Raw genomic sequence first — 13,522 nt, 5'->3', positions numbered from 1 at the left:
GAAACTCCCGGAAAGTGCAGCGTCGAAGGAGACTAGTCGTGATTGGAGAGCAGGACGTCCTTGGCTTCATTGATCCGCGCCGCCAGGACAGACGTGCCGCCGACATCGGCGTTCAGGCGCTGCATCAGGCGGCGGTGCGCCTTGCGGATATCCGCCGCGGCAGCCCCCGCTTCAAGACCAAGGACCTTGTAGGCCTCCTCCTTAGTCATGGCGCCCGGACCTGGCGCAATACCCAGCCCTTCGCCACCGTGCGGCTGCGCGTCCTTGCGCCAGACGGGAAAACGGCCGTCAAGATACGTCTCTAGGAGCTGGCGGCTCTCCGGATCCGGATTGAGCTCGCCGTGAAGTTGGCGCAGGTCCGTCAGCCCCATCGCGCTCAGCATCTTGCCTTCATAACGCCCGGCCAGGACAAGACCTTCGAGCTTGCCGCTGTCATGATCGAGGTCCATTTCGAGCGCGGCGGTGCGCACCGTCGAGTGTTTGGACGCGGCCGCGCGTGCCGGAGGCCGCCTGGTGCGTATCCAGCCGACCCAGGCCAGCGCCGCGAGCAAAAGCAGCCCGCCGATGAGGCTGCGGCCGAAGATCAGCATCGGCGCGCCGACCAGGCCCAGCAAGGCCGGCCCGAGCGACCTGAGGCTATCCGCCATCCTTGCCGGATCGGCGCGCACAAAAAGCACCGCGGCGCCGAAAAGCACCACAAGGATTGCCGCCAAAGCCAGGATCACGCTCATCGGTTAGTGCCATACGGATGACTGAGCATATGAAATAGGATGGGACCTAGGTCCGGCGCTTGCAAGCCCCACGCTGGGCGAGCCGAAGGGCCAGCGTCGCGGCTGAGACGCTAAGCCGCGCTATAACAGACCGAGTTCGGCGAGTTCCAGCCTGAGCTTCGGCGGCATTTCGGCGAGCGCCGCCCTGCCCTTGCCGAGGTCGGCGGGCGCATCGGCGGGCTTCAGATAGCGCCAGCCCTGGAACGCGCGGCGCGGCTGCCATTCGGTGCGCACGACCTCGGGGGCAAGCACCAGATGGCAGCGGCCGATGCCTTCATCGTCGGTGAACGGTCTAATCTCGGTGATCAGCTGCCGGCATTGGACGCTGCCCTTGATCACCCAATAGAGCGAGCCGCCATCTGTGATCTCGGCGCCTCGCGTCGGCACCATGCGGGTGGTGTGCCAGTGCTCGGCCGGCTCGCCTGCACGGCGCCGCTCGTCGAGTCGGAAGGCGATCCACTCTTCGAGGTCCTCGACGCTGTCGCAGCCGACGCAGAGTTTTAGGAGATTGAGTGACATGCTCCAAGATTTAGCCGCAAGGGTAGGCGCGTCAACGCCTTGAGCGACTTCTCCACAGGGCCAGTCGGGAGTGTCGCTGATGCCTCAGCACTCGACGACGTTGACCGCGAGCCCGCCGAGGCTGGTTTCCTTGTATTTCTCGTTCATGTCGAGGCCGGTCTGGCGCATGGTCTCGATCGCGGCGTCGAGCGGCACGAAATGCGTGCCATCGCCCTTGATGGCCAAGGAGGCGGCCGTCACCGCCTTCACAGCGCCCAGCGCGTTGCGCTCGATGCAGGGCACCTGCACCAGGCCGCCGACCGGATCGCAGGTCATGCCGAGATGATGCTCGAGCGCGATCTCGGCGGCGTTCTCGACCTGCTCCGGCGTGCCGCCCATGACGGCGCACAGCCCGGCGGCGGCCATGGCCGAAGCCGAACCCACCTCGCCCTGGCAGCCGACTTCGGCTCCCGAGATCGACGCGTTCGACTTGATGATCCCGCCGACGCCGGCGGCGGTGAGCAGGAAGTCGCGGATGCTTGGCTGGTCGGCTTCGGGATGGAAATGCAGCCAGTAGCGCAGCACCGCCGGCAAGGTGCCGGCAGCGCCATTGGTCGGCGCGGTCACGACGCGCCCGCCGGCGGCGTTCTCCTCGTTGACCGCCATGGCGTGGATCGATAGCCAGTCATTGGCGAGCAAGGGATTGGGCCGGTTCTGCTGCCACTGTTCCTGCAGCTTGTCGTGCAGCTGCCGCGCGCGGCGGCGCACCTTCAGCCCGCCCGGCATGATGCCGTCCTGCGACAGGCCGCGGTCGATGCAGCCTTTCATCGCGCCCCAGATCGCGTCCAGGCCAGCGTCGAGCTCCTCGCGCGACATGTGCTTCTCTTCGTTGGCGCGCTTCATCTCGGCGATGGAGAGTCCGCTTTTCGCCGCCATCGCCAGCATCTCGACGGCATTCTTGAACGGGTACGGCACCTTCTTGCCCTCGGTCGTCACCGAGCCCTTGGCCTTCATGCGCTGCAGCTCTTCCTCGGAAACGACGAAACCGCCGCCGATCGAATAATAAATGCGCTTGAGCAGCAGCCGGTCGGAAGCGTCATAGGCATAGAAAGCCATGCCGTTGGCATGGCCGGTCAGCGGCGTCTTTCGGTCGAGCACGAGATCCTTGGCGGGGTCAAACCGATAGGTCGGATGCCCGGGCGGCGAAATGCGCTTCTCCGCCCCGATTCGGGCGACGATGCCGTCGGCCTCGTCCGGATCGACCGTCTGCGGCGTCTGACCGGCCAGGCCGAGGATCACGGCGCGGTCGGAACCATGGCCGATGCCGGTATAGGCGAGCGATCCATGCAGGCTGGCGCCGATACGGTCGACCTTGACGCCGGCGGGCCGCGGCCAGTCGCCGGCCAGGATCTCGTCGAGGAAACGGCGCGCGGCGGTCATCGGCCCCATCGTGTGCGAGCTCGATGGGCCGATGCCGATCTTGAACAGGTCGAAAACCGAAAGGAACACGGGGCCATTGTCTCCTGGGGGCCGGTCGAAACCTACATATAGGAATTCCCGCGATGTTTCCGCTGTTTTGCATGTCGCGGCGCGGCGGCTGCCGACCTTGTTTGCTCCGCCAGCGACATCGCCCTGCCGAGAGCTTTCGCACCTGTCGAAGCGCCGGCTTGGCCTGTGTTACAAAAGCGCATGGGCGACTCACTCCACCTTTCCACAGCGGATCTGGCGGCTTTGACCTTCTTCCTGGTCGTCTGGGTGCTGCATACGCTCGCTTCCGATGGCAAGCTGGTCAGCCGGGTCTCGCTGACGACCGCGATGAACGCCCAGCGCGAGGCCTGGATGCGCAATATGGCCGAGCGCGAAATCCGCATCGTCGACACCGCCATCATGGGCGGCCTGCAGCAAGGCACCGCTTTCTTCGCTTCCTCTTCCCTGATCGCGCTCGGCGGCTGCTTTGCCCTGCTCGGCGCCTCCGACCGCGTGCTTCAAGTGCTCTCCGATCTGCCCTTCGGCGCGGCCTCCTCGCGCGAAGCCTTCCAGACCAAGGTGTTCGGCCTGGTGCTGATTCTCGCCTTCGCCTTCTTCAAATTCGGCTGGGCCTACCGGCTGTTCAACTATTGCTCGATCCTGATCGGCGCGGTGCCGACCCCGCATGGCCCAGCCTCGCGCAATCCGGTCAGCGAAACGGCGGTGTGGCGGGCGACTCGCATGAACGTGCTTGCCGGCAAGCACTTCAACTCCGGCCTGCGCGCCGTCTTCTTCTCGATCGGCTATCTCGGCTGGTTCGTCGATCCGGTGGTCTTCGTGATCTCGACGCTGGTGCTTTTGGCGGTGCTGGTGCGCCGCCAGTTCTTCTCAGCAGCGCGGCAGGCGGTGCTCGGTCAGCCGCCCGGCCCGGGAAAGAGCTGATCGATCTTGCCGGACAGCCTGTAGGCGAAAAGCCCGATCCACTCGCGGACCGCGATTGTGGTCGCCTGCAGCGAGTCGACCGGATTGTCGCGATAGAAGCCGACGCCTTCCTTGCCCGAAGTGCGATAGTCGACCGGCCATGGAACGGTCGGGAAACCCGCCTTGTCGAACAGCGCCTTGGCGCGCGGCATGTGGAAGGCCGAGGTGACCAGCAGCCAGGTCTCCCCCGGTTTCGGCTCGACGAGGTTCCGGGAGAAGACCGCATTTTCGTAGGTGTTGCGCGATTTGTCCTCGAGGATCAGGCGATCCGCGGAGACGCCGAGCGCGCCCAGCAGGCGTGGCGCGGTATCTGCATCGCCCTCGCCGTCGAGGAAAAGCGAACCATTGCCGCCGGACACGACGATCTTCGCCTGCGGGAAGCGGCGAGCGAGAATCGCCGTCTCCACCATGCGGTCGCCGCTGCTGTTCAGCTCATAGCCGCCGCGCGCGAGGTTGATGGTGCCCTCGAAGCCGCCACCGAGGACGACGATGCCGTCGACCTTTTCGGGCAATGCCGGCTTGGGGAAGCGTTCTTCCAGCGGGTTGAGCATCATCGCGCCGGCCGACGTCCAGGCCGAGAGAACCAGGATCGCGATGCCGAGCACGCTGCCCGTCGCCGCCAGCCGGCGGCGCCCGAACAGCGCCGCCAGCAGGCCGGCAAGCAACAGGAAGATCGCCAGGTTGATCGGCTGGCCAAAGAACCAGAAGATTTTGGAAAGATGGTAGAACATCCCTCACCCTCTTGTCAGATGAGGTATGAGCCTACCACCACTTTTCCGGCTGAAATTTGCCCGCCGCCTGCTCGATGACGTTGGCCGTCTGGAACAGCGTCTCCTCATCGAACGGGCGGCCGATGAGCTGCAGGCCGAGCGGCAGGCCCTTGCCGTCGAGGCCGGCCGGCACGGAAATACCGGGAAGGCCCGCCATGTTCACCGTCACGGTGAAGATGTCGTTGAGATACATCTTCACCGGGTCGGAGGCCATGTCCTCATCGGCGATGCCGAAGGCGGCCGACGGGGTTGCGGGCGTCAGGATAACGTCGACGCCGGCGGCAAAGACGTTCTCGAAGTCGCGCTTGATCAGCGTGCGCACCTTCTGCGCCTGCAGATAGTAGGCGTCGTAATAGCCGGCCGACAGCACATAGGTGCCGATCATGATGCGGCGCTTGACCTCGCGGCCGAAACCGGCGGCGCGCGTCTTCTCATACATGTCGATGATGTCCTTGCCAGGGACGCGCAGGCCGTAGCGCACGCCGTCATAGCGGGCGAGGTTCGACGACGCCTCGGCGGGCGCCACGATATAATAAGCCGGCAAGGCGTATTTGGTGTGCGGCAGTGAGATGTCGACGATCTCGGCGCCGGCATCCTTCAGCCAGGCAATGCCTTTCTGCCAGAGCGCCTCGATGTCTTCCGGCATGCCGTCGACGCGGTATTCCTTCGGAATGCCGACCTTCATGCCCTTGATCGGTTTGCCGATCGCCGCCTCATAATCCGGCACCGGGCGGTCGACCGAGGTCGTGTCCTTCGGGTCGACCGAGGCCATGGACTTCAACAGAATCGCGGCGTCGCGCACGTCGCGCGCGATCGGTCCGGCCTGGTCGAGCGAGGAAGCGAAGGCGACGATGCCCCGGCGCGAGCAGCGGCCGTAGGTCGGCTTGATGCCGACCGTGCCGGTGAAGGCGGCGGGCTGGCGGATCGAGCCGCCGGTGTCGGTGGCGGTGGCGCCGGCGCACAGGAAAGCGGCCACGGACGATGCCGAACCGCCGGACGAGCCGCCCGGTACCAGCTGGGCGTTGTCCAGGGTCCGCGCCGTCTTCGTGCCGCCAGCGGAGACGAAGCCGCCATCGCCCTGATGCGTCGTCGGCATGACGACCGTATCGACACGCGAGCGGCGCCACGGATTGATCACCGGACCGTAATAAGAGGTTTCATTGGACGAGCCCATGGCGAACTCGTCCATGTTGAGCTTGCCGAGCATGACGGCGCCGTCGGCCCACAGATTGGAGGTCACGGTGGACTCGTAACGCGGCTCAAAACCGTCCAGCACGTGGCTGCAGGCCTGGGTGTGGATGCCTTCGGTCGCGAACAGGTCCTTGATGCCGAGCGGAATGCCTTCCAGCGCGCCGCCCTCGCCCTTGGCGAGCTTGGCGTCGGAGGCTTTCGCCATGTCGCGCGCCTTGTCGGCGGTGACAGTCACATAGGCATTGAGCACCGGATTGGCGCGCTCGATCGCCGCGAGATAGGCCTCGGTGATTTCGGCCGCGGAGATTTCCTTGCCGCGCAGCTTGGCGCGGGCCTCGGAAATGGTGAGATGTGTGAGATCGCTCATCAGGCAAGGCTCTTTTCGTAAAACACCGACCATTCGGAGTCGGGATAATCCAGCACCGGTCCGCAACGCGTGAATCCGGCGCGCTCATAGACGGTCCAGGCGGCGGGGTGCCGATCGCCGGTTTCGAGCACCAGCCGCGTCAGCCCTTCCTGGCGGGCCAGCGCTTCGACCTGTCCGACGATCTCGGCGCCGATTTTTTTGCCCCGATGCGACGGCCGCGTATACATGCGCTTGACCTCGCCGGTGGCATCGTCATGGCGCTTGAGCGCGCCGCAGCCGACCGCCAGGCCGTTGTCGCGGGCGATGAAGACGGTCGTATCCGAGCCCGCCATCTGCTCGACGGTGAGGTGATAGCAATGCTCGGGCGGCGTCAGTTCGAGCAACGCGGCGTTGAGTTCGGCGACCAGCGCGCGCACGTCGTCCTGCAAAGGCGTCTCGACGGCGATCTCGACAGCCACGGACTACTCCACCACCTTCGGAACGAGGAAGAAGTTCTCGTCCGTCGCCGGCGCGTTGGCGACGATGTCGGCGGCCTTGTTGCCGTCGGTGACGGCATCCTGGCGCTTCTTCATCTCCATCGGCGTGACCGAGGTCATCGGCTCGACGCCCGTGACGTCGACCTCGTTCAGTTGCTCGACGAAGCCGAGAATGGCGTTCAATTCGCCGGTCATGCGCTCGGCATCCTCCTCGCTCACCGCGATACGGGCAAGGTGCGCGACGCGCTTCACGGTCTGAAGATCAACGGACATGTTCTATCGCCTCGGGAAAACCAGTGCGGGCTATAGCGGCGCGGCGCTTGCCGCGCAACATGGATGATGGTCGACGATCGTGTGCGGTGCCCGATCGCCACACGGGCATCGCCACGCCGTCGCAGCGATAACAATTGCCGCTGTAGCCGGATTGCGCGCTCGCCGGCGCGGGCGTTGCCGCGACCAGCACCGAAATGCAAAGGACCCGCCTCAACGTTATGGTTTTGTTCCAGATTCCCGACGCAACAACCTAGATCGTGATCGCCTTGCCGATCTCCGGCAACGCCACCTTGACGCCTGAGCCTTCCATGCCGGCGACGAACTTGTCGGCGGTCTGGTCGATCATCGGGAAGGTGCCGAAATGGCAGGGAACGACGGTATCGAAGCCGAAAAAGCGGCGGCAGGCAAGGGCCGCCACCGCGCCGCCCATGGTGAAGCGGTCACCGATCGGCACGATGCCGATCTTCGGCTCGTGCAGTTCGTTGATCAGCCCCATGTCGGAGAAAATGTCGGTGTCGCCCATGTGGTAGAGCGTCTTGTCTTCGGGAAAATGCAGCACGAGGCCTCCCGGATTGCCGAGATAGGTGTTGGTGCCGCCGTCGCCGCCGAAAGAGGATGAGTGCAGCGCCTGGACGAAGGTCGTGGTGAACGGCCCGCAATCGACAGTGCCGCCGATATTGCCTGGATTGATCTTGTCGCCGCCGACGCCCTGGCCGACGAGGTACATGCAGATCTCGAAATTGGCGACCAGCATGGCGCCGCTTTTCTTCAGCACTTCGACCGCGCCGCTGACATGGTCGTTATGGCCGTGGGTCAAGAGCACATGAGTCACGCCTTCCGCCGGCCCTTCCCAGCCGCCAGTCCAGGACGGATTGCCGACCAGATAGGGGTCGATCAGAATGGTGGCGTCCTTGGTCTCGACGCGAAATGCCGAATGTCCGTACCAGGTCAGTTTCATCAATGCTTTCCTCGATTTTTCCGTCGCCGGAGGATAGAACGCTGGCGACAAATTGAAAGTAGCGCGGCGCTCCCCACCGTCAAAAGGTTGTGTGACGCCCCGATGTCAGAGGAAGCCGGTGGCCGTTATTTCGATCGAGGAGTTGCCGGAACGGCTTGCCGGCGGCCGCGCGCTCGCCGGGCTCGATCTCGGCGACAAGACGATCGGCGTGGCGGTTTCCGATCGCGGGCTGTCTTTCGCTCATCCGCGTCCGGTCATCCTGCGCAAAAAGTTTTCGCTCGATGCCGCCCAGTTGCTCGCCCAACTCGAGAAGGACAATGTCGGCGCCATCGTGCTCGGCCTTCCGGTCAACATGGATGGCTCTGAAGGACCGCGGGCCCAGAAATCGCGCGCCTTCGCCCGCAATATGGCGACGCTTTCCGACCTGCCCTTTGTGCTGTGGGACGAGCGGCTGTCGACGGTGGCGGCGGAACGCACGCTGATCGAGATGGATTTCTCGCGCAAGAAGCGTGCAGGCAAGATCGATTCGGCGGCGGCCGCCTTTATTCTGCAGGGAGCCCTGGACCGGCTTCAGTCGCTCGGCTGAGGCGATCTTCGCTGATCGCGCCTTGCCGACGCTGCCTGACCCATTCGGCGATTTCGCGCCGCCGGCGGAACGCCCATAGGCCCATGAGCAGGAAAAAGTCGAAAACGCAGGTCCGCGCCACCATGCCCGGGATGATAGCCGGATCAACGCCGAGCATGTGGCCGTAAAGCTGGAAAGCGAAATCGTGCACCTGTCGGCTCAGCATCGCGTAGCCGAAATTCATGTCGTTGGCCGACAGGAAGAACCATCCCCAGAAGATGGCCATCGGAGCAGCCCAGAGTGTGAATATCGTGCGCATCAGCGCCTGCCTCCAGGCTTGTTTTCCGGGCGGCCGGATATGCGGGAAAGAAGCGAACTGTGCGCGGCGCCCATCGCCATGCGCGAGGCAGTGCGAACATCGCCCTCGGGCAAAGCCGTTGCGGCAAAGGTGGAGCGGCGTTCGGCCATCACCGCGACATAGGAGGCAAGCAGCGCCGTCATCTGGACGGCGACGATCATGAACAGGCCGTCGATGCCTTGCGTCACGCCGCCGACGAGAATCAGCGAAAGCAGGAAAGAGGCGCAGATGAAGGCAATCCGCGCCACGCCCTCGCCCGCGTCCGGTCTTGCCGCCGCGTTGAGCAGCGTTTCGACGAAGGCCCAGCAGAACAACACCGCGACGGTCAGCAGCGCGATCGCAAGCGGCGCGACCACTGCGGCATTGTCAAGTCCAGAAAACCGGTTGCCCTGGATCGAGAGACCAAGCACGCCAAGCGCCGCCGCTATGCCGCGGCTGCCATCCATGCAGATAAAGGCAAGCAGGGCGAAAACCGCCGCCCAATGCAAGGCCAGAACTGAGCTCAACACGTGCCGCATGCGCTTCCCGTTTGGCGGAGCCGGGAGATCATGGTTAACCTTTCCCTACTCCAGCAGGCGGAGATTGGGCTTTGCGAAGGTCCGCTGCAACGGAAACCATTTGTTAAGGTTAACGGCCATCCACAGGCCGTCAGTCCGGCCTTTCGAGCATGATGCCGAAAAGTGTGAAGCGGTTTTCGGACGACATCATGCTCTATCTCTCTGATCTAGCCCCGGGATCAGGTCACCGGCGGATAGAGCGTATCGATGATCATGCGCGCATCGTGGCGAGAATCGAGCATGCCGTAGGTGGTGCGCCACTGGCCGCCGAGCCGTGTCTCGACGAAGGCGTCGGCGATCCGCCCTGCCCCCAGCCTGCGAAGCTCCGCCGCGGCGGCCGACAGCGCGAGCTGTTCGGTGAGCAGGCGCGCCGAACCCTGGTCGGTCGCCGCCACCTGCATGGCCGCCTTCAGCACGCCGATGGTGCCGCGGCCGCCGGTTCCGAGATCGCGGTCGATGCCGGCCAGCACCTCCTCGAACAGGCCGGGCGCGCGGCCGAGCACCCGCAGCACATCGAGCGCCATCACATTGCCGGAACCTTCCCAGATCGCGTTGACCGGCGCCTCGCGATAGTAGCGCGCAAGCGGCGCTTCCTCGACATAACCGTTGCCGCCGAGGCATTCCATCGCCTCGTAAAGCAGCGCCGGCGCAATCTTGCAGACCCAGTATTTGACGACGGGCGTCATGGCGCGGGCAAAGGCCGCCTCGCCGCGATCGCTCGCCGCCTCGTCGAAAGAGCGCGCCAGCCGGAACGACAGCGCCGTGGCCGCGGCGACGTCAAGCGCCATGTCGGCCAGGACCCGCTGCATCAACGGCTGGTCGATCAGGTTTGAACCGAACACCTGGCGATGGCGCGTGTGATGGACGGCCTCGGCCAGCCCCGCCCGCATCAGCGCCGACGAAGCGACCGCGCAATCGAGCCGGGTCAGCGTCACCATGTCCATGATCGTCTTGACGCCGGCGCCCGGGTCGCCGACCATCTCGCCGATCGCGTTGACGAACTCCACCTCCGACGATGCGTTCGAGCGGTTGCCGAGCTTGTCCTTCAGCCGCTGGAAGCGGAAGCCGTTGCCGGAACCGTCGCCCAGGATGCGCGGAACGAGGAAGCAGGACAGTCCCTCCGGCGCCTGTCCAAGGATCAGGAAGGCATCCGACATCGGCGCCGACATGAACCATTTATGCCCGGTCAACCGGTAAAAGCCGCTTCCCGTGCGCTCAGCCCTTGTCGTGTTGGCGCGCACATCGGTGCCGCCCTGCTTCTCGGTCATGCCCATGCCGAGCGTCAGCCCGGTCTTCTGCACCGGCGGCTTCTGCGTCTGGTCGTATTTGCGCGTCGTCACGCGCGGCGCCCATTCGCGGAAAAGCTTCGGGCTCGCCATCAGCGCCGCCAGCGAGGCATTGGTCATGGTGATGGGGCACAAATGCCCGGTCTCGAGCTCGGCGGTCAGATAGAAACGCGCCGCCCGCACCTGATGGCGGCGGCCGATCTCGGCATCGCCGTTTTCCCAGACGGAAGAATGCAGGCCGCCGGCAACCGAGCGGCGCATCAACGCGTGATAGGCCGGATGATATTCAACCAGGTCGAGCCGCCGGCCCTGGCGGTCATGCGTGCGCAATTTCGGCGTATCGGTGTTGGCGAGGCGGGCAAGCTCCTGCGCCTCCTGCGTCATGACGAACTTGCCGAGCCCGTCGAGGTCCTTGCGCACGGGATCCGAAAAACGCTCGGCGAGCTGGATGAGCAACGGATCGCCCCGCCAGGCATTGCCGCCAGTCAACGGCGGCGGCTGGTTGATCACCTCGTCGGTCACGCCCAATCCTTCAGTTGCCCAATCCTTAGTTGGCCGACAGGTTCTTACCATTCCCAAGGCCGCGGTCGCGAATCCGAAGCCATTGGGCCTTATAGCCCAAGCCTGACAAGGCGCGCGACGAAAATACCGGGGAGAACGCCCGCAATCCAAAGCTGGCGCTTGCGGCTGGCCGGACCGCACCCTATAGCAGCGCCTTGAGATGACCGACGCTTCGTCCCTGCCGCTCTTTCCCCACCGCCATCTTCTGGGCATCCGCGATCTTTCCCCCGCCGATATCGAGCTGTTGCTCGATCGCGCCGACCGGGCCGTGGCGATCTCGCGCCAGCCGGAAAAGAAGACCTCGACGCTGCGCGGCCGCACCCAGATCAACCTGTTTTACGAGGCCTCGACCCGCACGCAGTCCTCCTTCGAGCTGGCCGGAAAAAGGCTTGGCGCCGACGTCATGAACATGTCGGTGGCAAGCTCCTCGGTGAAGAAGGGCGAGACGCTGATCGACACGGCGATGACCCTCAACGCCATGCGCCCGGACATCCTCATCATCCGTCACCAGTCGGCGGGCGCTGCGGCTCTTCTGGCCCAGAAGGTCGGCTGCTCGGTGGTCAATGCCGGCGACGGCGCGCATGAACATCCAACCCAGGCCCTGCTCGACGCGTTGACCATCCGCCGTGCCAAGGGGCCGCTGTCCAAGCTGATCGTGGCGATCTGCGGCGACATCCTGCATTCGCGCGTCGCCCGCTCCAACATCATGCTCTTGAACGCGCTTGGCGCGCAGGTGCGCGTCGTGGCGCCCTCGACGCTTCTGCCGTCCGGCATCGACAGGATGGGCGTGATCGTCGCGCGCTCGATGGCCGAGGGCCTGAAGGATGCCGACGTGGTGATGATGCTGCGCCTGCAGCGCGAGCGCATGGAAGGCGCCTTCGTGCCGTCGATCCGCGAGTATTTCCGCTATTTCGGCCTCGATGCCGATAAGCTGAAGGCCGCCAAGGACGATGCCCTGGTTATGCACCCCGGCCCGATGAACCGCGGCGTCGAGATCGCCTCCGAGATCGCCGACGGACCGCAAAGCGTCATCCAGGAACAGGTGGAGATGGGGGTGGCCGTGCGCATGGCGGTCATGGAAGCGCTGCTCGACCCGCGCCGCAACCATGAGGGACGCGGCGCATGAGCGTGACCGTCTTCAGCAAGGCGCACATTGTCGACCCGTCGCGCGGCGTCGACGAGATCGGCAGCGTCATCGTCGAGGGCCGCAAGATCGCCGCGGCTGGAAAAGCTGCGCTGAACCAGGGCGTGCCGGAAGGCGCCACCATCGTCGACTGTGCCGGCAAGACGATTGTTCCGGGCCTTGTCGACGCGCGTGTCTTCATCGGCGAACCCGGCGGTGAGCATCGCGAGACCATCGCCTCGGCAAGTGTCGCGGCGGCGGCAGGCGGCGTCACGTCCATCGTCATGATGCCGGACACCGATCCGGTGATCGACAATGTGGCATTGGTCGAATTCGTGCTGCGCACGGCAAAAGACACGGCAAGCGTCAACATCTTTCCGGCAGCCGCCATCACCAAGGGCCTCGAAGGCCGCGAGATGACCGAATTCGGCCTGCTGCGCGAAGCCGGCGCCGTCGCCTATACTGATGGCCGGCACACCATCGCCAATGCGCTTGTGATGCGCCGCGCGCTGACCTACGCCCGCGATTTCGGCGGTGTCATCGCGCACGAAACGCAGGATGCGAACCTCGCCTCGTCCGGCGTGATGAACGAAGGCCTCTATGCAAGCTGGCTCGGCCTGTCGGGCATTCCGCGCGAGGCGGAGCTCATCCCGCTCGAGCGCGACCTGGCGTTGGCCCGGCTGACCGGCGGCGCCTATCACGCGGCAAAAATCTCGTCGGCGATGGCGGCCGGCGCGGTGAACCGGGCAAAGACGGACGGCGCCAACGTCACGGCGGGTGTAGCCATCCACAATCTGTCGCTCAACGAGAACGATGTCGGCGAATACCGCACCTTCTTCCGGCTGACCCCACCCTTGCGCGCCGAGGACGACCGGCTGGCGATGATCGAAGCGATCAAGGACGGCACGATCGACATTATCGTCTCCTCGCACGATCCGCAGGACGTCGATACCAAGCGCCTTCCCTTCGCCGATGCCGCCGCCGGCGCGATCGGGCTGGAGACGCTGCTCGGTGCCGCGCTCCGGCTCTACCACAATGGCGATGTGCCGCTGCTCAGGCTGATCGAGACGCTGTCCACCGCGCCGGCAAGGCTGTTCGGCCTGCCGGGCGGCACGCTGAAGCCGGGCGCGCCGGCCGACCTCGCCGTCGTCGATCTCGACGAGCCATGGATCGTCAGCGAAAGCGGCCTGCGCTCGCGCTCGAAGAACACCTGTTTCGAAGGCGCGCGCCTGCAGGGCAAGGTCTTGCAAACGATGGTGGCGGGCCGGACAGTGTTTTCGGCCTGAGCATAGGCCGGCCAATGAGCCCTCGCGCCACTCGA

The 13,522-nt window shown here is 65.1% G+C and carries 15 protein-coding genes; 4 read left to right on the top strand and 11 right to left on the bottom strand.

What is annotated here, in order from left to right; all coding sequences use genetic code 11:
* Window positions 1–32: 32 nt before the first annotated feature.
* The 3 genes from KVT37_RS16455 to KVT37_RS16445 form a co-directional block, all read right to left on the bottom strand.
* Window positions 33–731, bottom strand: coding sequence for a molecular chaperone DnaJ (locus tag KVT37_RS16455; protein WP_217574849.1), 699 nt, complete (start codon window positions 729–731; stop codon window positions 33–35).
* A 120-nt stretch (window positions 732–851) separates the two neighbouring features.
* Entirely contained in the window at window positions 852–1,289 is a 438-nt protein-coding gene (locus tag KVT37_RS16450) for a DUF1489 family protein (RefSeq protein ID WP_217574847.1), read from the bottom strand.
* 84 nt (window positions 1,290–1,373) lie between these two features.
* Window positions 1,374–2,777 (bottom strand): L-serine ammonia-lyase, encoded by a 1,404-nt coding sequence (locus tag KVT37_RS16445; RefSeq protein ID WP_217574845.1) that lies wholly within the window; start codon window positions 2,775–2,777, stop codon window positions 1,374–1,376.
* A 180-nt stretch (window positions 2,778–2,957) separates the two neighbouring features.
* Between KVT37_RS16445 and KVT37_RS16440 the strand changes: the two genes are divergently transcribed.
* Complete coding sequence (locus tag KVT37_RS16440; RefSeq protein ID WP_217574843.1) at window positions 2,958–3,677, top strand: DUF599 domain-containing protein; 720 nt, start codon at window positions 2,958–2,960, stop codon at window positions 3,675–3,677.
* Here KVT37_RS16440 and KVT37_RS16435 read toward each other — a convergent pair.
* The 5 genes from KVT37_RS16435 to KVT37_RS16415 all read right to left on the bottom strand — a co-directional run bounded on the left by KVT37_RS16435 (window position 3,650) and on the right by KVT37_RS16415 (window position 7,751).
* Window positions 3,650–4,447 carry a YdcF family protein gene (locus KVT37_RS16435; RefSeq protein WP_217574841.1) on the bottom strand — a complete coding sequence of 266 codons (798 nt, stop codon included), beginning with the start codon at window positions 4,445–4,447 and terminating at the stop codon, window positions 3,650–3,652. The genes KVT37_RS16440 and KVT37_RS16435 overlap by 28 nt on opposite strands.
* Window positions 4,448–4,478: 31 nt before the next feature.
* The gene (locus tag KVT37_RS16430; RefSeq protein WP_217574839.1) at window positions 4,479–6,044 is read right to left on the bottom strand and encodes an amidase; all 1,566 of its coding nucleotides are present in this window, start codon (window positions 6,042–6,044) and stop codon (window positions 4,479–4,481) included.
* Window positions 6,044–6,502 carry a GNAT family N-acetyltransferase gene (locus tag KVT37_RS16425; protein WP_217574837.1) on the bottom strand — a complete coding sequence of 153 codons (459 nt, stop codon included), beginning with the start codon at window positions 6,500–6,502 and terminating at the stop codon, window positions 6,044–6,046. Before KVT37_RS16425 ends, KVT37_RS16430 begins: the two co-directional genes overlap by 1 nt.
* Before the next feature lie 3 nt (window positions 6,503–6,505).
* The gene (gene gatC / locus KVT37_RS16420) at window positions 6,506–6,793 is read right to left on the bottom strand and encodes an Asp-tRNA(Asn)/Glu-tRNA(Gln) amidotransferase subunit GatC (protein WP_217574835.1); all 288 of its coding nucleotides are present in this window, start codon (window positions 6,791–6,793) and stop codon (window positions 6,506–6,508) included.
* A gap of 250 nt (window positions 6,794–7,043) precedes the next feature.
* Entirely contained in the window at window positions 7,044–7,751 is a 708-nt protein-coding gene (locus KVT37_RS16415; RefSeq protein ID WP_217574833.1) for a metal-dependent hydrolase, read from the bottom strand.
* A 118-nt stretch (window positions 7,752–7,869) separates the two neighbouring features.
* Here KVT37_RS16415 and ruvX point away from each other — a divergent pair, with 118 nt between their 5' ends.
* The gene (ruvX, locus tag KVT37_RS16410) at window positions 7,870–8,337 is read left to right on the top strand and encodes a Holliday junction resolvase RuvX (RefSeq protein ID WP_217574831.1); all 468 of its coding nucleotides are present in this window, start codon (window positions 7,870–7,872) and stop codon (window positions 8,335–8,337) included.
* Here the strand turns inward: ruvX and KVT37_RS16405 are convergent.
* The 3 genes from KVT37_RS16405 to KVT37_RS16395 all read right to left on the bottom strand — a co-directional run bounded on the left by KVT37_RS16405 (window position 8,294) and on the right by KVT37_RS16395 (window position 11,039).
* On the bottom strand, window positions 8,294–8,635 hold the full coding sequence (locus KVT37_RS16405; protein WP_217574829.1) for a DUF6105 family protein: 342 nt from the start codon (window positions 8,633–8,635) through the stop codon (window positions 8,294–8,296). The genes ruvX and KVT37_RS16405 overlap by 44 nt on opposite strands.
* Window positions 8,635–9,192 (bottom strand): hypothetical protein, encoded by a 558-nt coding sequence (locus tag KVT37_RS16400; protein ID WP_217574827.1) that lies wholly within the window; start codon window positions 9,190–9,192, stop codon window positions 8,635–8,637. The genes KVT37_RS16405 and KVT37_RS16400 overlap by 1 nt, the downstream gene beginning before the upstream one ends.
* 218 nt (window positions 9,193–9,410) lie before the next feature.
* Window positions 9,411–11,039, bottom strand: a complete 1,629-nt coding sequence (locus tag KVT37_RS16395; protein WP_217574825.1) for a DNA alkylation response protein — start codon at window positions 11,037–11,039, stop codon at window positions 9,411–9,413.
* 199 nt (window positions 11,040–11,238) lie between these two features.
* On the opposite strand from KVT37_RS16395, the gene KVT37_RS16390 reads away from it, so the two are divergent.
* Both KVT37_RS16390 and KVT37_RS16385 read left to right on the top strand, forming a co-directional pair.
* A complete protein-coding gene (locus tag KVT37_RS16390) occupies window positions 11,239–12,204 on the top strand; it encodes an aspartate carbamoyltransferase catalytic subunit (protein ID WP_217574823.1) in 966 nt (321 codons plus the stop codon).
* Window positions 12,201–13,487 carry a dihydroorotase gene (locus KVT37_RS16385; RefSeq protein WP_217574821.1) on the top strand — a complete coding sequence of 429 codons (1,287 nt, stop codon included), beginning with the start codon at window positions 12,201–12,203 and terminating at the stop codon, window positions 13,485–13,487. The genes KVT37_RS16390 and KVT37_RS16385 overlap by 4 nt, the downstream gene beginning before the upstream one ends.
* Window positions 13,488–13,522 lie beyond the last annotated feature (35 nt).

It is taken from the genome of Mesorhizobium sp. GbtcB19 (assembly GCF_019091085.1).
Lineage (GTDB): Bacteria > Pseudomonadota > Alphaproteobacteria > Rhizobiales > Rhizobiaceae > Mesorhizobium.
This window is presented reverse-complemented; position numbering and strand designations above follow the sequence as displayed.

Bases quoted from the DNA above. Each gene is read 5' to 3' on its own strand.
- KVT37_RS16400 (WP_217574827.1), bottom strand. From the start codon at position 9,192: ATGCGGCACGTGTTGAGCTCAGTTCTGGCCTTGCATTGGGCGGCGGTT.
- KVT37_RS16455 (WP_217574849.1), bottom strand. From the start codon at position 731: ATGAGCGTGATCCTGGCTTTGGCGGCAATCCTTGTGGTGCTTTTCGGC.
- KVT37_RS16405 (WP_217574829.1), bottom strand. From the start codon at position 8,635: ATGCGCACGATATTCACACTCTGGGCTGCTCCGATGGCCATCTTCTGG.
- KVT37_RS16440 (WP_217574843.1), top strand. From the start codon at position 2,958: ATGGGCGACTCACTCCACCTTTCCACAGCGGATCTGGCGGCTTTGACC.
- KVT37_RS16430 (WP_217574839.1), bottom strand. From the start codon at position 6,044: ATGAGCGATCTCACACATCTCACCATTTCCGAGGCCCGCGCCAAGCTG.
- gatC (WP_217574835.1), bottom strand. From the start codon at position 6,793: ATGTCCGTTGATCTTCAGACCGTGAAGCGCGTCGCGCACCTTGCCCGT.
- KVT37_RS16390 (WP_217574823.1), top strand. From the start codon at position 11,239: ATGACCGACGCTTCGTCCCTGCCGCTCTTTCCCCACCGCCATCTTCTG.
- KVT37_RS16385 (WP_217574821.1), top strand. From the start codon at position 12,201: ATGAGCGTGACCGTCTTCAGCAAGGCGCACATTGTCGACCCGTCGCGC.
- KVT37_RS16435 (WP_217574841.1), bottom strand. From the start codon at position 4,447: ATGTTCTACCATCTTTCCAAAATCTTCTGGTTCTTTGGCCAGCCGATC.
- KVT37_RS16415 (WP_217574833.1), bottom strand. From the start codon at position 7,751: ATGAAACTGACCTGGTACGGACATTCGGCATTTCGCGTCGAGACCAAG.
- KVT37_RS16450 (WP_217574847.1), bottom strand. From the start codon at position 1,289: ATGTCACTCAATCTCCTAAAACTCTGCGTCGGCTGCGACAGCGTCGAG.